Origin of the sequence: Novosphingobium sp. SL115, assembly GCF_026672515.1 — a bacterium.
In the GTDB taxonomy this organism is placed as follows: Bacteria; Pseudomonadota; Alphaproteobacteria; order Sphingomonadales; family Sphingomonadaceae; genus Novosphingobium.
In genome coordinates this window covers 2,311,128-2,334,005 of record NZ_JAPPRG010000002.1, presented here as the reverse complement: position 1 = coordinate 2,334,005, position 22,878 = coordinate 2,311,128, and the positions used below count along the sequence as shown (strand labels likewise).

The 22,878-nt window shown below is 61.8% G+C and carries 22 protein-coding genes; 12 read left to right on the top strand and 10 right to left on the bottom strand.

Going from position 1 to position 22,878, the window contains the following annotated elements; all coding sequences use genetic code 11:
- Nucleotides 1–89: 89 nt before the first annotated feature.
- Nucleotides 90–1,160 carry a PA0069 family radical SAM protein gene (locus OVA07_RS12770; RefSeq protein ID WP_268171821.1) on the bottom strand — a complete coding sequence of 357 codons (1,071 nt, stop codon included), beginning with the start codon at nucleotides 1,158–1,160 and terminating at the stop codon, nucleotides 90–92.
- Nucleotides 1,161–1,474: 314 nt separating this feature from the next.
- Here OVA07_RS12770 and OVA07_RS12765 point away from each other — a divergent pair, with 314 nt between their 5' ends.
- Nucleotides 1,475–1,708: a hypothetical protein gene (locus tag OVA07_RS12765; RefSeq protein ID WP_268171819.1), complete on the top strand. Its 234-nt coding sequence runs from the start codon at nucleotides 1,475–1,477 to the stop codon at nucleotides 1,706–1,708.
- A gap of 109 nt (nucleotides 1,709–1,817) precedes the next feature.
- Here OVA07_RS12765 and moaB read toward each other — a convergent pair whose 3' ends face one another.
- The 3 genes from moaB to OVA07_RS12750 are packed head-to-tail and all read right to left on the bottom strand — an operon-like array spanning nucleotide 1,818 to nucleotide 4,886.
- Nucleotides 1,818–2,345: a molybdenum cofactor biosynthesis protein B gene (gene moaB / locus OVA07_RS12760; protein ID WP_268171818.1), complete on the bottom strand. Its 528-nt coding sequence runs from the start codon at nucleotides 2,343–2,345 to the stop codon at nucleotides 1,818–1,820.
- On the bottom strand, nucleotides 2,335–4,140 hold the full coding sequence (locus OVA07_RS12755) for a lytic transglycosylase domain-containing protein (RefSeq protein ID WP_268171817.1): 1,806 nt from the start codon (nucleotides 4,138–4,140) through the stop codon (nucleotides 2,335–2,337). Before OVA07_RS12755 ends, moaB begins: the two co-directional genes overlap by 11 nt.
- Nucleotides 4,107–4,886, bottom strand: coding sequence for a hypothetical protein (locus OVA07_RS12750; protein WP_268171816.1), 780 nt, complete (start codon nucleotides 4,884–4,886; stop codon nucleotides 4,107–4,109). The genes OVA07_RS12755 and OVA07_RS12750 overlap by 34 nt, the downstream gene beginning before the upstream one ends.
- Before the next feature lie 110 nt (nucleotides 4,887–4,996).
- Here OVA07_RS12750 and OVA07_RS12745 point away from each other — a divergent pair, with 110 nt between their 5' ends.
- The 7 genes from OVA07_RS12745 (at nucleotide 4,997) to OVA07_RS12715 (ending at nucleotide 13,250) form a co-directional block, all read left to right on the top strand.
- A complete protein-coding gene (locus tag OVA07_RS12745) occupies nucleotides 4,997–6,646 on the top strand; it encodes an electron transfer flavoprotein-ubiquinone oxidoreductase (protein ID WP_268171815.1) in 1,650 nt (549 codons plus the stop codon).
- Nucleotides 6,647–6,730: 84 nt separating this feature from the next.
- Complete coding sequence (locus OVA07_RS12740; RefSeq protein WP_268172707.1) at nucleotides 6,731–7,528, top strand: 4-(cytidine 5'-diphospho)-2-C-methyl-D-erythritol kinase; 798 nt, start codon at nucleotides 6,731–6,733, stop codon at nucleotides 7,526–7,528.
- A 52-nt stretch (nucleotides 7,529–7,580) separates the two neighbouring features.
- Nucleotides 7,581–8,306, top strand: coding sequence for an N-formylglutamate amidohydrolase (locus tag OVA07_RS12735; RefSeq protein ID WP_268171814.1), 726 nt, complete (start codon nucleotides 7,581–7,583; stop codon nucleotides 8,304–8,306).
- A gap of 124 nt (nucleotides 8,307–8,430) precedes the next feature.
- Entirely contained in the window at nucleotides 8,431–10,281 is a 1,851-nt protein-coding gene (ilvD, locus tag OVA07_RS12730; RefSeq protein WP_268171812.1) for a dihydroxy-acid dehydratase, read from the top strand.
- Nucleotides 10,282–10,306: 25 nt separating this feature from the next.
- Nucleotides 10,307–10,639 carry a hypothetical protein gene (locus OVA07_RS12725; RefSeq protein ID WP_268171804.1) on the top strand — a complete coding sequence of 111 codons (333 nt, stop codon included), beginning with the start codon at nucleotides 10,307–10,309 and terminating at the stop codon, nucleotides 10,637–10,639.
- Nucleotides 10,623–12,032: an NAD(P)H-hydrate dehydratase gene (locus OVA07_RS12720; protein WP_268171803.1), complete on the top strand. Its 1,410-nt coding sequence runs from the start codon at nucleotides 10,623–10,625 to the stop codon at nucleotides 12,030–12,032. The genes OVA07_RS12725 and OVA07_RS12720 overlap by 17 nt, the downstream gene beginning before the upstream one ends.
- A gap of 12 nt (nucleotides 12,033–12,044) precedes the next feature.
- Nucleotides 12,045–13,250, top strand: a complete 1,206-nt coding sequence (locus OVA07_RS12715) for a class I SAM-dependent RNA methyltransferase (protein WP_268171802.1) — start codon at nucleotides 12,045–12,047, stop codon at nucleotides 13,248–13,250.
- On the opposite strand, the gene OVA07_RS12710 is transcribed toward OVA07_RS12715, so the two are convergent.
- From OVA07_RS12710 to OVA07_RS12695, 4 genes are all read right to left on the bottom strand, one after another.
- Nucleotides 13,247–13,675, bottom strand: a complete 429-nt coding sequence (locus tag OVA07_RS12710; RefSeq protein WP_268171801.1) for an MAPEG family protein — start codon at nucleotides 13,673–13,675, stop codon at nucleotides 13,247–13,249. The genes OVA07_RS12715 and OVA07_RS12710 overlap by 4 nt on opposite strands.
- A 26-nt stretch (nucleotides 13,676–13,701) precedes the next feature.
- Nucleotides 13,702–14,133, bottom strand: coding sequence for an MAPEG family protein (locus OVA07_RS12705; protein WP_268171800.1), 432 nt, complete (start codon nucleotides 14,131–14,133; stop codon nucleotides 13,702–13,704).
- Between the two features lie 75 nt (nucleotides 14,134–14,208).
- Entirely contained in the window at nucleotides 14,209–14,853 is a 645-nt protein-coding gene (locus OVA07_RS12700) for a class I SAM-dependent methyltransferase (RefSeq protein ID WP_268171799.1), read from the bottom strand.
- Nucleotides 14,853–16,070, bottom strand: a complete 1,218-nt coding sequence (locus OVA07_RS12695) for a DUF3419 family protein (RefSeq protein WP_268171798.1) — start codon at nucleotides 16,068–16,070, stop codon at nucleotides 14,853–14,855. The genes OVA07_RS12700 and OVA07_RS12695 overlap by 1 nt, the downstream gene beginning before the upstream one ends.
- Nucleotides 16,071–16,278: 208 nt before the next feature.
- On the opposite strand from OVA07_RS12695, the gene OVA07_RS12690 reads away from it, so the two are divergent.
- The 4 genes from OVA07_RS12690 (at nucleotide 16,279) to OVA07_RS12675 (ending at nucleotide 20,746) form a co-directional block, all read left to right on the top strand.
- Nucleotides 16,279–17,484: a saccharopine dehydrogenase family protein gene (locus OVA07_RS12690; RefSeq protein ID WP_268171797.1), complete on the top strand. Its 1,206-nt coding sequence runs from the start codon at nucleotides 16,279–16,281 to the stop codon at nucleotides 17,482–17,484.
- 134 nt (nucleotides 17,485–17,618) lie between these two features.
- On the top strand, nucleotides 17,619–18,818 hold the full coding sequence (locus OVA07_RS12685) for a carboxynorspermidine decarboxylase (protein ID WP_268171796.1): 1,200 nt from the start codon (nucleotides 17,619–17,621) through the stop codon (nucleotides 18,816–18,818).
- Between the two features lie 282 nt (nucleotides 18,819–19,100).
- Entirely contained in the window at nucleotides 19,101–20,321 is a 1,221-nt protein-coding gene (locus tag OVA07_RS12680) for a type III PLP-dependent enzyme (protein WP_268171795.1), read from the top strand.
- Nucleotides 20,322–20,413: 92 nt separating this feature from the next.
- A complete protein-coding gene (locus tag OVA07_RS12675; protein WP_442789651.1) occupies nucleotides 20,414–20,746 on the top strand; it encodes a YnfA family protein in 333 nt (110 codons plus the stop codon).
- Here the strand turns inward: OVA07_RS12675 and OVA07_RS12670 are convergent.
- Nucleotides 20,743–21,426: a nitroreductase gene (locus OVA07_RS12670; protein WP_268171793.1), complete on the bottom strand. Its 684-nt coding sequence runs from the start codon at nucleotides 21,424–21,426 to the stop codon at nucleotides 20,743–20,745. The genes OVA07_RS12675 and OVA07_RS12670 overlap by 4 nt on opposite strands.
- A 129-nt stretch (nucleotides 21,427–21,555) precedes the next feature.
- Complete coding sequence (gene hemA / locus OVA07_RS12665) at nucleotides 21,556–22,776, bottom strand: 5-aminolevulinate synthase (protein WP_268171792.1); 1,221 nt, start codon at nucleotides 22,774–22,776, stop codon at nucleotides 21,556–21,558.
- Nucleotides 22,777–22,878 lie beyond the last annotated feature (102 nt).

The window sequence follows — 22,878 nt, the reverse complement described above, 5'->3', positions numbered from 1 at the left end:
CGAGTACCCGCAAACCTGCCCTGAACGTCCAACACTGGCCTGATTTCAGGACATTAAACGAACCTGTTCAAAAAGGTCGCAAACCGCATTCAAAACAGGTCGAGTTGCCCAGCGCGACTCGGTTTTTTGAACTGCGCGCAATCAAGATCGATATGCGCCTTGCCAATGTTGTGTTTCTGACACGCCACGCGAAAGCGGGTGCGGATAAGGTCGGCCCAGACGCCCTTTGGTTTCATGCGGGTGAAAAAGTTGGGATCGTTGTCACGCCCTTCGCGCACCGATTGGACAATGCCCATGACTTTCCCCGCGCGGTCGGGAAAGTGCGTGTCGAGCCATTCGCGGAACAGCGGCGCGACTTCGTGGGGCAGGCGCAGCATGATCCAGCTTGCCGAGCTTACCCCGCGCGCGGCGGCTTGGGCCAGAATGTCTTCGATGAAGGAATCGGTGATCGAGGGGATGACCGGCGCGATCGAGACATGGGTTGGCACGCCCGCCTCAACAAGTTTCTCCAAGGCATCCAGCCGTTTGGCGGGCGAAGATGCGCGCGGTTCGAGCAGGCTGGACAGGCGCGGATCAAGGCTGGTCACCGATATGCCCACCGCCGTCAGGTTCAGCCGTGCCAGAGCGGTCAGCAGATCGAGATCGCGCAGGACGCGCGCCGATTTGGTGGTGATGGTAACCGGGTGGCGCAGATCGAGGCACAATTCCAGCACCGCACGGGTGATGCGGTAGTCTGCTTCTATCGGCTGATAAGGATCGGTGTTGGTGCCCATGGCGATGGGCGCAGGCGAATACCCCGGTTTTGCAAGCGTTTCGCGCAGGAGCCGCGCGGCGTCAGGCTTGGCAAACAGCTTCGTTTCGAAATCCAGCCCCGGCGACAGATCATGGTAGGCGTGGCTGGGCCGGGCATAGCAATAAATGCAACCATGTTCGCAGCCCCGGTAGGCATTGACCGACCGATCAAACGGCACGTCGGGCGAGCGGTTGAAGGTCAGGATTGAGCGGGGGTGTTCGATGGTGACGGAAGTGCGGAGTTTTGGTGTTGAGCCGTCAAGGTCTTCGCGCGCGTCAAGCCAGTCCCCGTCATCATCGCGCGTGGCAAGGCCAAAGCGGGTAGGTGTTTGAGCGGATTGGGCACCGCGGCCTTTGTGCACAGCCATGACTTCAATGGAACATAAAATGAACATTTTGGCAATCAGCCATCGCAATTTTGTAGTGCAGGTCCAGGCCGGCGATTGGTGGCATCGATGGCGGCGATGTGGATGAAGTTCACTATCCCTGCCAAGGTGATGATTCTGGCTTGGAATCTGCAGAATGCTGCGACTGGACAATGTAGATAGAACGTAAATGGAACGAATAGCCAATGCGCGAACCTTAAGACTGCGCTAATGCTTTGATGGTTCACTGCTGAGTATGAAAGCGCAAAGACTGTCATTTGGAATGGGAACAGGCATCGAGCGGTAGGAGAGGCGCTATGATTGCTAAGGAAGAGGGGCCTATGGTTCGATGGGCGGACGCTGATGTCCGCGCCTTGCCGGACCATTGTGATGTTGGTGCCGGCACGAATGCCGACTGTCTGCTCGACAATGCTTTGCCATCGTCAAAACGCCCGACACGCAAGCGTTTTCATGGCGAAATTTTCGTTATTGCTGCCTTGGTTGCGGGCGCATTTGCCAATGCAGCGTGGGTTCTTTTTGGGGGGCAGTGAACGACAGGTTTAGGTGGCGTTGGTGGTGTAAGGCCATTTGTTCAATGGTGTCGCCGTCCTGATATTTCTGTTTTGGCTGTTCGCTTAATAGAACTGGCCCGCTACCAGATCAGCTTTCTAGCAGACGGGGCATCAGTTCCACGAAGTTGCAAGGGCGGTTGCGGCTGTCCAGTTGTTCGGCGAGGATGCCGTCCCAGCCGTCTTTTACTGCGCCGTTGGATCCGGGCAGGGCGAAGATATAGGTTCCGCGTGCGACCACGGCGCATGCGCGGGACTGGATCGTGCTGGTGCCGATGGTCTTGAAGCTGAGCCAGCGAAAAAGTTCACCAAAGCCGGGGATGTCGCGTGTTTTTACGCGGTCGAGCGCTTCGGGCGTAACGTCGCGCCCGGTCAGGCCGGTGCCGCCGGTGATGACCACGGCATCGACGCTGCGGTCATCGATCCAGTTGTTCAACCGGCTGGCGATGCGGTCCGCATCATCCTTTTCGATGGCGCGCGCGGCAAGGCGGTGGCCCGCACCTTTGATACGGTCCGCCAGAATATCGCCCGATGTGTCTTCATCGGGTCCGCGCGTGTCGGAAACGGTGAGCAGGGCGATGTTGATGGGCTTGAAAGTGCGCGCGGTATCAATTGCCAAGCGACGCTATCCTTACGCTTTCAGCCCCGGAAAGGCCGGGGAATTTGGGCCACATGCCCTGAACAAGGCCGACACGGCTTTCCGAAGCGCCGCCCGCTTGTCGTTCATACATCCAGTAATTGCGCATGACGATGGCAACATAGCCGCGCGTTTCCCAGTAGGGAATCGATTCCATCCACAGCAGCGGATCGTTGCCGCCACGAATTTCGGTGTTCCAGCGCGAAATGGGCAGAGGACCAGCGTTATAGGCGGCCATGACTTTGGGCAGTAGGCCCTGTGTGGCTTCTGAATCGCGCAGATGCTGAAGATATTGCTGCCCGAAGGCGAGGTTGACATCGGGCAGGTCAAGCTGGCGATCACGCCCGGCCATGGCCGGTTCCACCTTTGCCATATCACGCGCGGTGCCGGGGCGCAGCTGCATCAATCCTTTGGCACCTGCCGGACTGGTGACAGCAGTGCGGAAGTTCGATTCCTGCAACGAATGGGCAAACAACAGCGCCGGATCCACCTTCCAGCCGGTGGTGGGCGTCCATTTGGGCGCGGGGAAGCGGGCCGCTTCGTCAGGCCGCGCGCCGGACGGGGCGTTGTAAGCCATCCAGAGCTGGGTGGAAGGCAGGCCAAGGTCGCGGGCGAGGCGCGAGAGCGGGGCATATTGGCTGGGATCGCCAATGCGGGCCTGATGGCGCAGCACTTCGTCGGCAAGGCCATCTTCACCGATTTCGGCAAGCTGGACGGCGGTACGGATGTTGGGCACGCCGCGCAGCGATTGCCAGTCAGCCGTGGAGAAATCAGGCGCGGCAGGTGGAGTGCTTTCACGCATGCCCAGCGCTTCGGTGGCCATCATGCCGTAAAGCGTATCGCGGTAACGCGCGGCCGAGCGCAGGGCGGCAGTGACCTTTTCCGGTTTGCGGCAGCGCAGCCATGCACGGCTTGCCCAATAATGGGCGGCGCTGGCCAGTTCGTCGTTTTGCGCAGATGTGCCAGTCTTTTCAAAGGCGTCAGCCGCCGAAAGACAGTCGTTCAATCGCCATGAGGCAAGCCCGGCGGTCCACCACGCTTCGGCCACCCATGCGCCGGAGCCTTCTACCGCGGTAAGCGAGACGGCGCGGGCGGTGGCATCGTCATTTTCAATATAGAAAGCCCAGCCGACTTTTTGCCGCCATTCGGCACGGGCTTCGGGCGAAAGCGTGGCGTCAACACCATCCAACAGGACGCGCGCGCCCACCGGGTCATCGGCCTTGATCCGGTCAAGAATGGCGGTCGATACCGAATCAGGCATGGTGCCGTCCGCCACGGAGCGGGGGCGGATGCGCTTTGACACATTGGGCAGGGCAACGAGCCGCTGTGCCTGCGGCAGGGCCGGAAGTTCAACCGCGCCGCGCTTCAACGCCAGACGGCCAAGCTGTTCCGCCCATGGAAGATCGGGCGCGCGGCCAAGGACTTGCGTGATCGGGCCTAGTTCTGCCTTGGGCGAGGTGGCTGCGATCATGAATTGCGCGCGGGCGACATCGTGAAGTGGGCCATCGTCACGCTGGGCAAGCAGGGACTGAACCTGTGGCCATTCTTCGCGTTCAATCGCGCCGAACAGGTTCTTGTAATAGGCGCGGTCATCCTGGCTGAGCAGCGAGGGGACGGCAGTGCGGTCTGCCCGGCCACGGAAATAATCTGCCGCTGCGCTGTTGGCATGGGCAGGGGTTGCGCTGATGGCCGCGACGGATGCCGCGAGCGCGATCAGCGAACACCATGAGGTGCGAGCCAGCTTCACTGTTGTTCTGTCCCCGTCCAATCGAGCCATCTGGCCCACAATCCCGCCTTCAAGGCAGGCCGCGCCAGCATGGCTTCGAGATCCCACGCCGGCATGGCGGCGATAAGTCCGCGTTCTTGATTAATACCGCGTAAACTTTGAGCCAAATTCGTCGGGTCGTGGCCCAGAAGCGCTGAAATGCCCGATGCGCCAAGGATCAGCAGCTTTTTGGGGGCGGCAAGGGTGATGTGGTGGAGCAGAACGTCGCCAAGGCCTGCCTTTTGCAACAAGGTCCAATCGGGCATCGGGACATGCGCCGGAAGGGCCGATGCGAGGTAGGTTCGCGTGCGGTCCACGCCCATGGCAGCGAACATGGCGTCGAGCAATTTGCCGCCCCGGCCGGTGAGCAGGCCATCGTGATCGTCGGCGGCAGGGATGGGTACCAGCACCATGAGCGGGGCGTTTGCCGGGCCGGTAGGCGAAAGGCGCGGCAGGCCAGCAGGCGCCAGCGCAGGTTCGGCCAGCCACCATGCGGGGAAGGTGTCCGGTGTTTGCGGCCAGCCTTCACGCGGGGATACCGTTTCGATCTGCGGCGAATCGGGACGCTGCGCCATCAGTTCGCGCAAGGGCTTCATCGGTGGCAGCGGTGCAGCTTCAGGCACGGCGCGGGCGGCGGCCAGCCAATCTTGCGGATCATCAACAAAGGCGTGATCGATGCCTGCATCGCGCCACCAATCCAGCGCTGCCGTAACGGCGGCGCGAATATCGATATTGGAGGTGTTAGCGATACCGGGCAACCTGTGCTTCCTTACAGTCCGTTTTGCGGTCTTGACCTTGCCGGTAGCGTCTTTCAAGGCAGAATGCGAAATCAACTGCGCAATTAGTATTAGTCGGGAGTTTCTGGGGCATGAGCGAGCGCGAATCGATGCCGTATGACGTCGTCATCGTCGGCGGGGGCCCCGCGGGGCTGGCGGCCTCGATCAGGTTGAAGCAGGTAAATCCGGAAATTTCGGTTTGCGTGCTGGAAAAGGGTTCGGAAATCGGCGCGCACATCCTTTCAGGTGCGGTGGTCGATCCCAAGGCGCTGGACGAACTGCTGCCTGAGTGGCGCGAACAGGGCTGCCCCATGGCTGAAGTGCCGGTGACCGACAACTGGCACTGGGTGCTGACCAAGACCGGCAAGATGAGCGTGCCCCACTGGCCGATGCCTCCGTTCATGTCGAATGACGGCAACTATACCGGCAGCCTTGGCAATCTGTGCCGCTGGCTGGCCGAACAGGCAATGGAACTGGGTGTCGAAATCTTCCCCGGCTTTGCCGCCGCCGAAGTGCTGTTCGATGAAAACGGTGCGGTGATGGGCGTTGCAACGGGCGACATGGGCGTGGGCCGCGATGGCGAGAAGAAGGCTGATTATCAGCCCGGCATGGAGCTTCACGCGAAGTATACCCTGTTTGCCGAGGGCGCGCGCGGGCATCTGACCAAGCGGTTGAAAGCGCATTTCGACCTTGAGCGGGATTGCGAACCGCAGGTCTATGGCATCGGCATCAAGGAATTGTGGGACATCGATCCGGCCAAGCATGTGCCGGGTCGCGTGCTGCACACGCAGGGCTGGCCGCTTTCGGAAAGCAATTCGTGGGGTGGCGGGTTCCTGTATCATCAGGCGAACAATCAGGTGGCGTTGGGCTTTGTCACCGCGCTCGATTACGCCAACCCCTATGTCTATCCGTTCGAGGAATTCCAGCGCTGGAAGCAGCACCCGGAAATCCGTGCGATTCTGGAAGGCGGGCGGCGCGTTTCCTATGGTGCGCGCGCGATCAATGAAGGTGGCTGGCAATCGGTGCCGCGCCTGTCGTTCCCCGGCGGCGCGCTGATCGGCTGTTCGGCAGGCTTTGTGAACGTGCCGCGCATCAAGGGCAGCCACACCGCTATGAAAAGCGGGATGCTGGCGGCGGATTCGATCGTGGTGGCGATCGCCGCGGGCCGCGAGAAGGACGACATGGTGGAATATGACACCGTCGTCCGCGAAAGCTGGATCGCCACGGAACTGAAGAAGGTGCAGAACGCGCAGCCGTTGGTAGCCAAGTTCGGCGGCGAGCTGGGCACGGTGCTGGCGGGCGCGGACATGTGGCTGCGTACGATTGGCGGGTTCGGCATCTGGAAGCCGATGAAGCACCACAAGGATGCCGAAGCGACGCAGCGCGCCGATTTGTACAAGCCCATCGCCTATCCCAAGCCCGATGGCGTCATCACGTTCGACCGGCTGACCAGCGTGTCGTTCTCCTATACCAACCACGAGGAAGATCAGCCCTGCCATCTGGTGCTGAAAGACCCCGAAGTGCCGACGCGGATCAACCTGCCGCTCTATGCGGGGCCTGAGCAGCGCTATTGCCCGGCGGGGGTTTATGAATTCGTGGGCGTGGAAGAAGGCAACCCGCGCTTGCAGATCAATGCTCAGAACTGCGTCCACTGCAAGACCTGCGACATCAAGGATATGACCCAAAATATCGATTGGGTGACGCCCGAAGGCGGCGGCGGCCCGAACTATCCGAACATGTGATTCAGGTTCCTCCCCCGATGGGGAGGGGAAAGGCGAAGCGCCGGGGTTGCCTCGGCGCTTTTGTCGTTTCAGGACAGAGGAATGATGAAAGAAACCGCTTATGCCAAGATCAACCTGGCGCTGCATGTGCGGCGGCGCAGGGAGGATGGGTATCATGAACTGGAGACGCTGTTCGCCTTTGTCGATGCAGGGGACGAACTGACGGCGGTTGCGGCGGAGCGGGATTTTCTGCGGGTGACGGGTGAGTTTGGCGGGGCGCTGGACGATCCGTTCGGAAATATCGTGGCCAAAGCGCTGAACAGCCTGCCACATGGTGCGGGGTGGGCGGTTACGCTGGAGAAGAACCTGCCGGTGGCCGCGGGGCTGGGTGGCGGATCTGCCGATGCGGGGGCGATTTTCCGCATGGTGGCGCGGGCGCATGGTTTGCCTGAGGATTGGCACGCGCGGGCGGCTAAGTTGGGAGCGGATGTCCCCGCTTGTGTCGAGAGCCGGGCGTGTATCGGACGGGGGACCGGAACCGAGCTTGAGGCCATCGACAACGATCTGGCAGGTGTGCCGGTGCTGCTGGTCAATCCGCGTATTCCACTGGCGACCGGGCCGGTGTTCAAGGGGTGGGACGGCGTTGACCGGGGACCGCTGGAAGGCACGGATTTGCGCACAATGACGCTGGCCGGGCGTAGTGATCTGGAAGCGCCTGCGCTGGCGCTGGTGCCGGAAATTGGTGATGTGCTGGACGCATTGCGCCAGACTGGCGCGTGGCTGGTACGTATGTCCGGGTCGGGGGCAACGTGCTTTGCGCTGTATGACTCGGTTGAGGCGCGCGATGCGGCGCGCGATGGGTTGCCGGATGCGTGGTGGACGCTGGCGGGGCTTTTGCGTTGATGCGAGGTTGTGGCATCTCGACTTCGCCGGGTGCGAACGGATAAGTGGGTTTATGGATTTCGAAGCTTACCGCATTTTGGGCACGCCGCGTTTTGGTGGCATTCTGGTGGTGTCGGACCACGCATCCAACCGGGTGCCCGATGACATCGACCTTGGCATTTCGCCTGATTTGCTGACGCAGCACATCGCCGTCGATATTGGCGTGGCGCAAGTGGGGGCGCTGATGGCGCAGCGGCCCGGAACGGCTGCGTTTCAGGGGTATGTCAGCCGCCTTGTTTGCGATTTCAATCGCGATGAACATCTGCCGACAGTGGTGCCGATTGCAAGTGACGGGCACGCCATTCCCGGCAATGCGCTGGATCATGCAGGGCATGAGGCGCGGCTGGCACGGTTCTTTCGGCCTTATCACGATGGGTTGGCGGCGCTGCTGGCTGATGTGCCGCAGGCGCTGATCGTTTCGCTGCACAGCTTTACCCCGCAACTGGCATCAAGCGACGAACCGCGCCCGTGGCATGTGGGCGTGCTGTATAATGAGGACGACCGCGCGGCGCGGATCGCCATTCCGTTGCTTGAGGCCGAAGGGCTGTGCGTGGGCGATCAGCTTCCTTATTCGGGCAGGCTGTTGAACGCGACGATGAACCGCCATGCGGAAGAAGACGGCAGGCCATACCTTGGCATCGAGGTGCGGCAGGACTTGATCGGGCACGAACAGGGGCAGGCCGAGTGGGCGCAACGTCTGGCCCGGATCGCCAATCAGGTTGCGGTTGCAATTACCTAGGGTTTCTGGGCTTTTCGTGCCGTTGACATGGTTGTAATTTAAACCTTCGACGCGAGGCTCGCACTGCGTTAGGTGGCTGCCCAAGTCGCAAAATAAGTCGATTCCTTGACTGGAGCTTTACCTCATGCCTGCCTATCGTTCACGCACCACCACCCATGGCCGCAATATGGCCGGCGCGCGAGGGCTGTGGCGTGCCACGGGCATGAAGGACAGCGATTTCGGCAAGCCGATCATTGCGGTGGTCAACAGCTTTACCCAGTTCGTGCCGGGGCACGTTCACCTGAAGGATCTGGGCCAGCTTGTTGCGCGCGAGATTGAGGCTGCGGGCGGCGTTGCCAAGGAATTCAACACCATCGCGGTGGATGATGGCATCGCCATGGGCCACGATGGGATGTTGTATTCGCTGCCCAGCCGTGACCTGATTGCCGATAGCGTGGAATACATGGTCAACGCGCACTGCGCCGATGCCATGGTGTGCATTTCCAACTGCGACAAGATCACACCGGGCATGTTGATGGCGGCGATGCGCATCAATATTCCGGTGGTGTTCGTGTCTGGCGGGCCGATGGAAGCGGGCAAGGTGATTCTGCGCGGCAAGGAACATGCGCTCGACCTGATCGACGCAATGATTGCAGCGGGTGACGAAAGCTATACCGACGAAGAAGTGGAAACCATCGAACGGTCGGCCTGCCCGACGTGCGGTTCATGCAGTGGCATGTTCACCGCCAATTCGATGAACTGCCTGACCGAAGCGCTGGGCCTTTCGCTGCCGGGCAATGGTTCGACGCTGGCCACCCATGCCGACCGTGAACGCCTGTTCCTTGAAGCGGGCCGTCTGGTCGTGGACCTGTGCAAGCGTCATTACGAACAGGACGATGAAAGCGTGCTGCCGCGCGCCATCGCCACGTTCGAAGCGTTCGAAAACGCAATGAGCCTTGATATCGCGATGGGTGGATCGACCAACACCGTGCTGCACCTTCTGGCCGCGGCCGAAGAAGCCGGGGTGAACTTCACCATGGCCGATATCGACCGGTTGAGCCGCAAGGTGCCCTGCCTGTCCAAGGTGGCCCCGGCCAAGTCCGACGTGCATATGGAAGACGTGCATCGCGCAGGCGGGATCATGGCGATCCTTGGCCAGCTTGATCGCGCGGGTCTGCTGCATACCCACCTGCCGACCGTGCATTCCAAGACGCTGGGCGATGCGCTGAACCTGTGGGACATCTCGCGCACAAATTCGGAATCGGTGCAGGAATTCTTCAGGGCCGCGCCGGGCGGCGTGCCGACGCAGGTGGCGTTCAGCCAGAACCGCCGCTGGAAGGAACTGGACCTCGACCGTGAAGCGGGCGTGATCCGGTCCAAGGAACATGCGTTCAGCCAGGATGGCGGGCTTGCCGTGCTCTTCGGCAATATCGCGCGCGATGGGTGTATCGTAAAGACGGCGGGCGTGGATGACAGCATCCTGAAGTTCACCGGGCCTGCGAAGGTCTATGAAAGCCAGGATGCAGCGGTGACCGCGATCCTGACCGGGCAGGTCGTGGCGGGCGACGTTGTGGTCATCCGTTACGAAGGGCCGAAGGGCGGGCCGGGGATGCAGGAAATGCTCTATCCCACCAGCTATCTGAAATCGAAGGGGCTGGGCAAGGCTTGCGCCCTGTTGACCGACGGGCGCTTTTCGGGCGGTACGTCGGGGCTGTCCATCGGCCACGCATCGCCGGAAGCGGCCGAAGGTGGCGATATCGGGCTGGTGCGCAATGGCGACACCATCGAAATCGACATTCCTGGGCGCACGATCAACCTTGCCGTGTCTGACGAAGAACTGGCGAGCCGCCGGGCCGAACAGGACGCCAAGGGCTGGCACCCTGAAAAGGATCGCCCGCGCAAGGTTTCGGCAGCATTGCGGGCCTATGCCGCGATGGCGACCAGCGCCGCGCGCGGCGCGGTGCGTGACGTTTCGCAACTGACCAAGCGCGGCTGACCGGGTGCGGCGGGCACTTTCCCTGATGGCCTGTGCGGCGCTGGCCGCATGTTCCGGCGGGGAAAGCGTGCCCAAGGGCAGGGTTATCGACTGTGCGGTGGGCGGTGCGGCAAAGTTTTTGCCGGACTGTTTCGTGGAAGATTCGCGCGTAGGCGATGCCCGTTTCTTGACCGTGCGGCACAAGGATGGCGCATTCCGCCGGTTCCAGATGGTCGATGACGGGCGCGGGGTGGTTTCTGCCGACGGTGCTGACGAAGCCACGGCGGAATGGTCTTCCGAAGGGGTGTTGCAGGTTACCGTCGCGGGCGACCGTTATCGCTTTCCGGCAAGGATGAAGGCCGATGCCCCGCAGCCGTGAGCCTGTGCTGGCTCAGGTGCTGAGCGTCGCGCAGATGCGCGATGCCGAACAGACGTTGATTGATGGCGGCATCAGTGTTGATGAACTGATGCAACGCGCGGGGCGCGGTGCGGGCGAATGGGTGCGGCGCATTGCAGCGGGACGCATGGCGACCGTGCTGTGCGGGCCGGGCAATAACGGCGGCGATGGCTGGGTGATCGCCGAATTCTTGCGGGAACATGGCAATCCGGTGCGGGTGATCGCCGCGCGTGATCCCGCAACTGATGCGGCGCGGACCGCGCGGGGGCTTTATCGCGGCGATGTAGTGGCCGCTGATCCGTCGCTTTGCGGGGGTGTGTTGGTGGATTGCCTGTTCGGCAGTGGGCTGACGCGGGCTTTGCCGGATGATTTGCTGACGTTGCTGACGGGGGTGGCCGCAAGGCATCATCAATGCATCGCCATCGATGTGCTAAGCGGTGTGGAAAGCGATAGCGGGCGGGCTTTGAACGCCGGTTTGCCATGCTTTGCGCTGACCGTCGCGCTGGGGGCGTGGAAGCACGCGCACTTTGCCATGCCTGCCTGTGCGGCGATGGGCGCGGTGCGACTGGTGGATATTGGCGTGGCGGCGGTGCAGGGCGCGGCGCGTGTTCTGGCAAGGCCGGTGGTGCGCGCGCCTGATGCCGATGCGCACAAATATCGACGCGGGTTGCTGGGGATTATCAGTGGGGATATGCCGGGGGCGACCTTGCTGGCAGCTACGGCCGCGCAGCGGGCGGGCGCGGGGTATGTGAAACTTGCTGCCGGTGCCGTGCCAGCGGGCACGCCGCCTGAACTGGTGGTTTCCGGTGATATTGTCGGGCTGGCGGATGATGCGCGGGTTGCGGCGCTGCTGGTCGGGCCGGGGCTGGGTCGGTCGGACGATGCGGCGCGGTTGCTGTCGCGCGTGATGGCGGCGGGGCGGCCTGCGGTGGTCGATGCCGATGCGCTGGTGCTGTTGCGGCCCGCCATGCTGACAGGCGCACCGGTCGTGCTGACCCCGCATGAAGGGGAAATGGTAGCGCTGGAGCGCAGTTTTGCGCTATCGGGCGCGGGATTGCGGCGGGACAGGGCTTTGGCGCTGGCGGCGAAGACTGGCGCTGTGGTGGTGCTGAAAGGCCCGGACAGCGTGATTGCTGCGCCTGAAGGGACTTTGATACTGGCGCCGCGCGCGTCATCGTGGCTGTCGGTGGCAGGCACGGGGGATGTGCTGGCGGGGACTATTGCGAGCCGACTGGCGGTGCATGGAAATGCGTTGCAGGCGGCGGAAGAGGGGCTTTGGCTCCATGCAGAGGCGGCGCGATTGTGTGGCGCGGCCTTTACTGCCGGAGAACTGGCCCATGCTGTGCAGGCAGCTTTCCGGGCCGTTTGCGTTTAGGGATTTTGTGGAATGAGTGAAGCAGGGCTGATCGTGCGCGTTGCCGCCAAGGGTGAAGGCGCAACGGCGGACGGGCGCTATGCCACGCTGGCTGCGCCGGGCGATGTGTTGCAGGCAGACGGTTCGCTGGTGTTCGGGCCGAACCATGCCGAGCCGGAATGCCGCCATTTTCCGGCCTGTGGCGGATGCCAGTTGCAGCATCTGACCGAGGCGGCGCTGGGCGAATATGTGTTCGACCGCGTGGTGGGCGCGGCCAAGGGGCAGGGGCTGGAGACGGGCGAGGTTGCATCGGCCCACCTTTCGCCTCCGCGCAGCCGCCGTCGGGCCACGCTGCACGCGCAGGCGATTGGCAAGCGGGTGGTGATCGGGTTCCGCGAACAGGGATCGCACAAGATTGTCGACATGCGCGAATGCCATGTGCTGGCGCCTGAAATCTTCGCGCTGATCGGCCCGTTGCGCACCTTGCTGGAAGGCTGGGGCGATCGCAAGCTGGCGGTTGATGTGGAAGTGGCGCTGGCAGATCAGGGCGTGTCGGTGGGATTGAAGGGCCTGTCCGCCGAAGGGCTGGCCAAGACCGAGGCGCTGCTGGATTTCGCCCGCGACAACGGCCTTGCGCGGCTGACGATGGATTCGGGCTATGGCCCTGAAGGCGTGTGGGAGCCGGAACCGGTGACGGCGACGCTGGGCGGGACGCCGGTTACGCTGCCGCCAGGCGGTTTCCTGCAAGCGACGCGCGATGGCGAGGCGGTGCTGGTGGGCGCGGCGCGTGAATGGCTGGCGGGCGCGGTGACCGTGGCTGACCTGTTTTCAGGGCTGGGCACGTTTGCCTTTGCGCTGGCGGGGCCGGGGACCAAGGTGCTGGCGGCAGAAGCGGCGCGCGATGCGCATATGGCCTGTCAGGGCGCGGCGCGGATGAACGGGCGGCCTGTCCATGCGCTGCACCGCGACCTGTTCCGCAATCCGTTGCGGGTGGAAGAGCTTGACCGGTTTGCCGCCGTGCTGATCGATCCGCCGCGGGCAGGCGCGCAAGAGCAGGTGGACCAGATTGCGCAGAGCAAGGTGGGCCGGGTGGTCTATATCAGTTGCAACCCGGCAAGCTGGGCGCGTGATGCGGTGCGGCTGATCGCGGGCGGTTACAGGCTGGCCGAACTGCGCCCGGTAGGCCAGTTCCGCTGGTCAACCCATGTGGAACTGGCCAGTCTGTTCGTTCGGGATTAGAACACCGCGCGGGCGGCGTGGTAGATCAGCGCCATCAGGGCGAAGGACGACAGCGAGAACAGGATGAAGCGGAGCATCACCTTGTTCACCGTGGCCTGAACGATGGAATGGATAACCCGCAGGCCGACATAGGCCCATGCCACCTGCGCGCTCATCCCGTTGCCAAGGCCCGCCACCGCAAGGACAAGGCAGACCGCGTAGAACAGCGTCGGCGCTTCGTGCAGGTGGTTGTAGTTGTGGGCCTTCCACTGGATGCTGGCAGGCAGGATATCATCCAGCGTTCTGGATGGATCACGGGCGAGTGAATCCGGGTCGAGCTTGGCCGCGTTCATCGCCGGGATTCGGGTGGCATACATCCACAGCCACATAAACATCGTCCATGCCATCAGTGCGACGGCGGGTTGCAGGATTTCCGCTGATTTCATTGTATTTCTCCCCCTCTTTTGAAAACTCAGCCGTGGCCCATGGTTGCCCCCAAGGCGCGGATCGCCAGAACGATCAGGCATAGCGATGACAGCAGGAACAGTGTGAAACGCACCGGAAGGCGGTTGACCGTGGCCTGCCATATCGAATGGACGATGCGGATCACGACGTAGGCCCAAGCCAGCGTCACATCGAGCTGGCCTGCGCCCATGATGGCAAGGATGACGACAGCGGCATAGAACAGCGTGGGCTGTTCCATCAGGTGGGCATAGTTGTGGCTTTTCCAGTTGATCTGGTCGGGCAGCACGCCTTCCAGATCCTGCCCGCGTCCGCCGGGCTTTGCCTTGGCCAGACCGCCCATTTTGGCAATTGCCGGAAGCCGGGTGAACCCCATCCACAGCAGCATGACCATCGTCCACAGCACCAGCACCGCTGCGGGCGTGAGTATCGGCCCCTGCATCACTGTCTCCCTCTTGTTTTCGGGTGGGAGAGTGCTTGCGGCGGGTTAGATTGTCAAATGCAACCTAGTGCTGTTTCAGCGACGCAGCGTGATGCGGCGAAAATAGCCAAAACGCCCGCGCAGGGTGCGGATGGTCAGGTCTTCGTGTTCAGCCACACGCGCTGCCACCGCGCCCAGATCTTCGCGCGGAGTGACGTGGAAATGCGCCAGCCAGCCATGCATGGCGCTGCGCAGAGGACCAGGCAGGCCGCCGAAATCGCCAAAGTCCACAACATGCAGGGTGCCGCCGGGAGCGAGCATAGAGGCGGCCTGCGCCATGGCCAGTTGCCATTGCGGGATCATGGACAGGGCATAGGAAATGACCACGCGGTCAAACGTCTGCCGCCCGAACAGCGCTTGCGGGTCAAAATCGGTGGCATCACCGCGCGCCAGTTGGCAGGCGCTGCCCAATCGTCCACGCGCGACGGACAACATCTCGTCCGAGATATCCAGACCGTAAAGCTGCGCCCCCGGCCATGCGCGGCCAATGCAGGCCAAATTGCGCCCGGTGCCGCAGCCAAGTTCCAGCACGGCCATGCCGGGAGCCGCTTCCAGCCCGCGGATCAGCCCGTCGCGTCCGAACAGGTAGTATTTGCGGGTGGCGTCATAGATGTGTTTTTGACGCCGATAGACCGCGTCCATCAGCGCGCCATGAGGGTGCGAGGGGGCGAGCGTTGCCATTATGCCAGCTCGTAGATGTGGACACCGCCATAGATCGATGAACGATCTTGCGCGGTGCATTCAGCAGACAGCGCGACGTCATAGCGCCACCGTGACAGCACCGTATCGGCCACCCTGCCCGGCAAGAGGGTGGGTTCAGCGGCAGTGCGGAACAGGACGCGCGCTTGCGGGCGGGCGGTGCGGATGATTTCGGCCCACAGGGCATTCAACTGATCGTCAGTCATCCAGTCCTGCGCATCAAGCAGGACATAGCGGTCGAGCGAGGCCGGGGGTTGCACCGCCAGATGTTCGGTAAGATTGGTGTGGCGCACGTCAACGCGGTCGGCGCGTTCGCGCACCACGTTCCAGTTCGCCTCTTGCAGATAGGGCGGCAGGGGCGAGCGATCACCCCGGCCATAGCCGCGCGAAAATGCCTGCCATGCGAAATAGTTGTCGCCCACGGGGAAATCGCAGGCCAGCTTTGACAGGCGGCGGCGCAGCACTTCGGCCATGGGTTCGTTGCCCGCCAGCGCATCGAATTGTGCGGGCGGAATGCCAAGGCCGAACAGCGATGCGGGTTGATCGGTCAACCATCGGACGAAGCGCTTTTCAAACACCGGCGCCATTTCGTTTTCGAACACACGGCGCTGTTCTGCCACGTCGCGCGCATCAAGAATGGCGGACAGGTCGATGCGGTAGAGCCGGGCGAGAAGGTGGGCGACACCGATGAAGTTGCCGAGCAATCCGCGCTTGTAGATGTTGCTGGAAAACCCGGCGATGCGCCGCCGCCCGGTCAGATCGCGGCCTTCCCAGTACCGGCGTGTGGTTTCATCAAGCTGCGGGGCAATGTGGGCGCGGTAGGCGGCAATGTTGGCCGCGCTGTCGGCTTCGGCAAAGAAGCGGCGGAAATGCGCGTAGTCAGGCAGATGGCGGGCCGAGGCGATCTTCAGCTTGTTCAGCGCGATATGTGCGGTGTTAAGATCGACCGCAGTGATCGATTGCGGGTTCGCTGTGAGGTAGGACAGCACGTTGCAGCCGCCACTGGCGATGGCGATCATCCGGCTGTCGGGCCGAATCTGCAGCGCCTTCATGTCGACATCGGGGTCTTCCCAGATCTGGGCATAGACCAGCCCCCGAAAGGCCAGCGCAAACGTATGGTCGAGCAGGCGGTTGGCCATGCCGGAGCCACGACGCACGACCGACCGCGTGATAGGATGGGAACGCGCCTGCTCTGCCATGAAAACCCCCGGACACTTGTGGTTCGGTGCGGCGATTAGAACCGGCGGGTTGCGGTTGTGTGGCAGTGATGCGGCGGTTTTGTTACCGGCGACTAACTGGGCCTTGGGCCAAATACAGGACTTGGGTTTGTCATGCTGATACACTAGAGGCGCGTCCATGATCGCCGGCGGCAGTAACGTGCGCGGGCGCAAGGCATTTGGAGATACCATGGCACAAGTTCTCGTCATCGGCGCAGGCGGCGTCGGCTCGGTCGCGGTCCACAAGATGGCGATGAATTCCGATATCTTTACCGGCATTGCGCTGGCCAGCCGCACCAAGGCGAAGTGCGACGCCATTGCCGCTTCGGTGAAGGAACGCACCGGCGTTACGGTCGACACCTATCAGATCGACGCCGATGATGTTGCGGCGACCACCGCGCTTATCAACGAAGTGAAGCCTGTGCTGGTCGTCAATCTGGCGCTGCCGTATCAGGATCTCAACATCATGGATGCCTGCCTTGCCGCTGGCGTCAACTACATGGACACCGCCAACTACGAACCGATCGACGAGGCGAAGTTCGAATATTCGTGGCAGTGGGCCTATCAGGAGCGGTTCAAGGAAGCCGGGCTGATGGCGCTGCTGGGTTCGGGCTTCGACCCCGGCGTGACCAGCGTGTTCGCCACCTGGCTGCGCAAGCACAAGCTGGATACGATCCGCACGCTCGACATTCTGGATTGCAACGGCGGCGACCATGGGCAGCACTTTGCCACCAACTTCAACCCGGAAATCAACATCCGCGAAGTGACCGCGCCTGCGCGCCATTACCTGAACGGGGAATGGGTGGAAACCCCCGCGCTGACCATCCGCCAGCAGTTCGATTTCGAACAGGTCGGCCCGAAGAACATGTATCTGATGTATCACGAGGAACTGGAAAGCCTCGCGCATCATCTGCCTGAAATCGAACGCATCCGCTTCTGGATGACGTTTGGCGATGCCTATCTTACGCACCTCACCGTGCTGCAGAACGTGGGCATGACCCGGATCGATCCGGTGATCTACGAAGGCAAGGAAATCATCCCGCTGCAGTTCCTCAAGGCCGTGCTGCCCGAACCCGCTTCGCTGGGCGCGAGCACCAAGGGCAAGACCAATATTGGCGACATCGCCACCGGTATGAAGGATGGCGAAGAAAAGACCTTCTACATCTACAACATCTGCGATCACGAAGACGCCTTTGCCGAAACCGGCAACCAGGCCGTCAGCTATACCACCGGTGTCCCCGCCATGATTGGCGCGGCCATGATGGTGCAGGGCGTGTGGAACGGCGCGGGCGTGTTCAACATGGAACAGTTCGATCCCGATCCCTACATGGACATGCTGAACAAGCACGGGTTGCCTTGGCAGGTGAAGGAACTGGCAGGTCCGCTGGAGTTCTGATCGCCGAACAGTTTGTGCGCCCCCGCGCAGGCGGGGGCCTCCATCGGTTCGCACCGTGTTTGACGGCATGAGGCCCCCGCCTGCGCGGGGGCGCAGTGTTTTTGATTTTGGCTTTCGGTCTTGGGGATGTGGTGATGGAAACCAGAGCCGGTGATCCGGGCGCGTTTGCGCGGTTTGATCTTTCGCGGGTGGATAGCCCGGCGTTCGTCGTGGATGCGGCGAAGTTGCGGGCCAATCTGGCCGTGCTGGCCGATGTGCGCGACCGGGCCGGGATCAAGGTTCTGGCAGCGCTGAAGGCGTTTTCCATGTGGAAGGTGGCACCCATCGTGGGCGAATACCTGAACGGGGTTTGCACGTCGGGCCTCTGGGAAGCGAAGCTGGCGGCGGAGCATTATGCGGGCGAAATCGCCACATATTGCGCGGCTTACAAGGCGGAAGATCTGCCTGAAATCCTGCGCCTTTCCGACCATGTGATCTTCAATTCGCCGGGACAGCACGCCCGCTTTGCGAATGAGATCGCGGCGGCGCGTGATGCGGGTGAGGCGTTTGACATCGGCCTGCGGGTAAACCCGCTTCATGCCGAAGGGGAAGTGCCGCGTTACGATCCGTGCGCGCCGCATTCACGCCTTGGCTTCCCGGTCGATCAGTTGACGGTAGAGCATCTGGAAGGCGTTTCGGGCCTGCATTTCCATACCCTGTGCGAGCAGGATTTCGAACCACTCAAGCGCACCTGGGCGGCGCTGGAAGCGCGGATCGCACCCTATCTGGGGCAGCTTAAATGGCTGAACTTTGGCGGCGGGCATCACATTACCCGCGCCGATTACCAGCGCGACGATCTTGTGGCTTTCCTGAAGGATGTGAAGGCGCGCACCGGTTGCGAGATCTATCTGGAGCCGGGTGAAGCCGTGGCGCTGGATGCGGGCATTCTGGTTGGCACGGTGCTGGATACGCACTGGAACGGGATGCCACTGGCGATCACCGATATTTCGGCCACCTGCCACATGCCCGACGTGCTGGAAGCACCCTATCGCCCGGCCATGCTGGGTGAGCATCCCATCGACGAATATGAAGATAGCGGGCCGGGACCTGCGCCGGTGCGGCTTGGCGGGCCGTCGTGTCTGGCAGGTGACGTGATCGGTGATTATCGGCTGCCCGTGGCGGTCGAGGCCGGGGTGCGCTTTGCATTTCTGGATCAGGGCCATTATTCGATGGTCAAGACCACGACGTTCAACGGCGTGCCGCTGCCTTCGATCTGGCTGTGGGACAGCGAAACCGATGCGCTGGAGAAGGTGCGCGGCTTCACTTACGAGGACTTCCGCGACCGGCTTTCGTAAGGCTGCGAGCGTGGTTGATTCGCCATTTGGTACATTCTGCCAAAGATGGTCGCAGCCGGTCTTGCCGTGTTGCAGGGTGTGTCGCTTGGGTGACTGCGCTAAGTCGCTGAAATCGGGCGATCCGTCTGGAAATGTTTCATTTTTTTGACCCGCTTATTTTGCAGCATTATTTTCACTTGAGATTCAGGCGAAGGGGCTTATTTACCCCCTCTCGCTGCCCCATGGGGACTTCCAAACCGCAAGGCAGCTTTGTTCATCAGTTCCGTTTGGGGGTCCCTTGAGTTGCACCATCATCCTGACGCACTGGCTGTAGTTCGCGCATCCGCGCCTGAACAACCTGCCATTTTGAACCGTCCGCACGCTGCTGCGCGCGCTGCCCGCTTCTTTGTCGAGAAGTTTCCGGGCAAGTCGCTCTATGCGGTGAAGGCGAATCCGTCGGCCGACCTGCTGCGCGTTCTGTGGGACGCGGGCGTGACCCATTACGATGTGGCCTCGATTGTGGAAGTGCGTCTGGTGCGCGATACGCTGCCGGAAGCGACGCTGTGCTTCATGCATCCGGTCAAGGCACCTGCCGCGATCCGCGAAGCCTATCACAGCCATGGCGTGCGCGTGTTCAGCCTCGATTCGTTCGAGGAACTGGAAAAGATCAAGGATGCGACCGCTGACGCCGACGGCAATGTCCCGGAAGATTTGACGCTGTGCGTGCGTCTGCGCGTTTCGTCCGAATATTCGGAACTCAGCCTGGCTTCCAAGTTCGGCTGTGATCTGACCAATGCCGGCGAACTGCTGCAGGCAACCCGTCAGGTGGCGGATTCGCTGGGCGTGTGCTTCCACGTCGGCAGCCAGTCGATGAGCCCTCACGCTTATGTGCAAGCGCTGGAACGGGCGCGTGCAGCGATTGTCGACGCATCGGTGCTGGTCGATATCATCGATGTCGGCGGCGGCTTTCCATCGATCTATCCGGGCATGGAACCGCCCCCGCTTGAAGATTACTTCGGCGTGATCGACCGCACCTATGAATCGCTGCCGGTGTCCTATTCGGCCGAGCTGTGGTGCGAACCGGGCCGTGCGCTGTGCGCCGAATACAATTCGATGATCGTGCGGGTTGAACGCCGTCGCGGCACCGAACTGTATATCAACGATGGTGCCTATGGCGCGCTGTTCGATGCCGCCCATGTGGGCTGGCGCTTTCCTGTGCGTGTTCTGCGCGGCGAAGTGGCTAATGACGGTACCGAGATCCAAATGGAGCCGTTCAGCTTCTATGGCCCGACCTGCGACGATATGGACCACATGGAAGGTCCGTTTGAACTGCCGGCGGACATCAAGGTTGGCGACTATATCGAGATCGGCATGCTGGGTGCCTATGGCGCGGCAATGAAAACCGCGTTCAATGGCTTTGGCGCGACCGAAGTGTTCGAAGTTTCGGACGAACCGATGGCCAGCCAGTATCGCGGTGATCGTCGTGATCCGCGCGTGTCGGACAACGTGGTTTCGCTGCGCTGATCGCTGCTGCGGCAATGTGAAATGGAAAGGCCCTGCCGAAAGGTGGGGCCTTTTTGTTTCAAGCAGTTGTGTGTGCGGGAATTCGCAAGGATATGAATGGCATGACCCTGCCAGCCTATATTGCCGCAGCGCTTGCTGAAATTGCAGGGTGCTTTGCGTTCTGGGCTTGGCTGAAACTGGGCAAGTCGGTGCTGTGGCTGTTGCCGGGCATGGCGTCGCTGGCACTGTTTGCATGGTTGCTGACACTGGTGGATTCAGGACAGGCGGGCCGTGCCTATGCCGCCTATGGCGGGGTTTACATCACCGCTGCAATCGGATGGCTGTGGATGGTCGAAGGTGTGCGGCCTGATCGTTGGGATATAATCGGTGGGGTTGTTTGCCTTGTCGGAACCGCGATCATTCTTTTGGGACCGCGCCCGGTTTAATCAAACCCGACGAATCGCGCTGCGTCGGCCACGCTTTTACGGTTGGTGACCACGCCGTTGGCAACGAAGCTGTCATCCGGCCAGCCCATGGCGACACAGATCATGATGACCTGATCGTCGGGCACGCCTGCATGTTCGCGCACGACAGGGCTTTGCATGATGCCCTGACTGTTGATGACACAGCCCAGCCCGCGCGACCAAGCGGCATTGACCAAGGCATTGGTCACCCCGCCGCAATCGAACGGGGCAATGTCGCCACCGTGCAGATCGCGGTCATAAGTGACGACCACCGCCACAGGCGCGTCAAACTGACGGAAACCGCGCAGCACCCAGTCCGTGCGCTTTTCCGTATCTTCGCGCGCGATGCCGAGCACGCCGAAAAGCTGCTTGGCCACTTCGATCTGGCGCGCGCGGTGCTGCGCACCCTGACCGACGTCCTTGCGAAATTCGCGGCTGTCGGGGACACCGGCCAAGTTGCGTTCGACATTGCCTGCGCGAATATTTGCCAAAGGTTCGCCAGTGACAACGGTGAAATTCCATGGCTGGGTATTGTGCGATGATGGCGCGCGCATAGCCATGGTCAGCACTTCTTCGATCAGCGATCGCGGCACTGGTTTGTCCAAAAAGCCACGGATCGAGCGGCGACCATGCACCACTTCGTCATAGGTCTGCACGCGCATGGCTACTCCCGAATTTAACTGACCGGTTAAGGATGGCGCAGGATACGGGAATGTCAACCGGCGGACGCAGCAGATACGAAAAACCCTCCCGGTCAGGGGAGGGTTTTTTGTTTGGCACAAATGTCGCAGTCAGGCCGCCTTGCGCAGTTCCAGTTCCATGCGCTGCCAGATTTCGACCAGAGCTTCGGTCAGTTCGGTCATCATCGCTTCGTTGTGCGAAGGGCCGGGCGTGAAGCGCAGGCGCTCAGTCCCACGGGGCACTGTGGGGAAGTTGATCGGCTGCACGTAGACGCCATATTCAGCCAGCAGGATGTCGGCGATCTTCTTCGCGCGCACCGGATCACCGACCATCAAAGGCACGATGTGGGTGGTGGATGGCATGACCGGCAGGCCAGCGTCGGCAAAGGCCTTTTTCAGGAAGGCAGCCGAGGCCTGCTGGCCTTCGCGTTCGATGCTGGACGATTTCAGGTGTCGCACGCTGGCCAGCACGCCTGCCACCAGTACCGGCGACAGCGATGTGGTGAAGATGAAGCCGGGAGCATAGGATCGGATCACGTCGATGATGCGCGTATCCGCCGCGATATAGCCGCCCATCACGCCGAACGCCTTGCCCAGCGTGCCTTCGATGATGTCGATACGGTGCGCCGCCTCATCGCGATCGGTAATGCCGCCGCCGCGCGGGCCGTACATGCCAACAGCATGCACTTCGTCGATATAGGTGAGGGCGTTATACTTTTCGGCAAGGTCGCAGATTTCGTGGATCGGGGCGACATCGCCATCCATCGAATAGACCGATTCGAATGCGATCAGCTTGGGCACCGCAGGATCGGTTTCAGCCAGAAGCTGTTCAAGGTGTTCAACATCGTTGTGACGCCACACCTTCTTTTCCGCGCCCGAATTGCGGATGCCCGCAATCATCGATGCGTGGTTCAATTCGTCCGAGAAGATGACGCAGCCGGGCAGAATCTTGGCCAGCGTGGACAGCGTGGCGTCGTTCGAGACATAGCCCGATGTGAACAGCAGTGCGCCCTGCTTGCCGTGCAGATCGGCCAGTTCTTCTTCAAGCTGGATATGATAGTGGGTGTTGCCGCCGATATTGCGCGTGCCGCCCGAACCCGCGCCGACATTGTGCAGCGCTTCTTCCATGGCGGCGATCACCTTGGGGTGCTGGCCCATGGCGAGATAATCGTTGGAGCACCACACGGTAATTGGCTTCGGACCGTTGTGACCGGCAAAGCAGCGCGCATTGGGGTAGGCCCCCTTGTTGCGCAGAATGTCGATGAAAACGCGGTAGCGACCTTCGGAATGCAGACGCTCGATAGCTGAATCGAAAACCTGATCGTAATTCACCCCGCCGCTCCTTCCTGCATCAGGGGCACATTTGCCCCCGTGACCCGATCAATTAAGACGGGCCAACCGGCGAATGGGCGGCTTCTACGCCTGTTGCCTTTG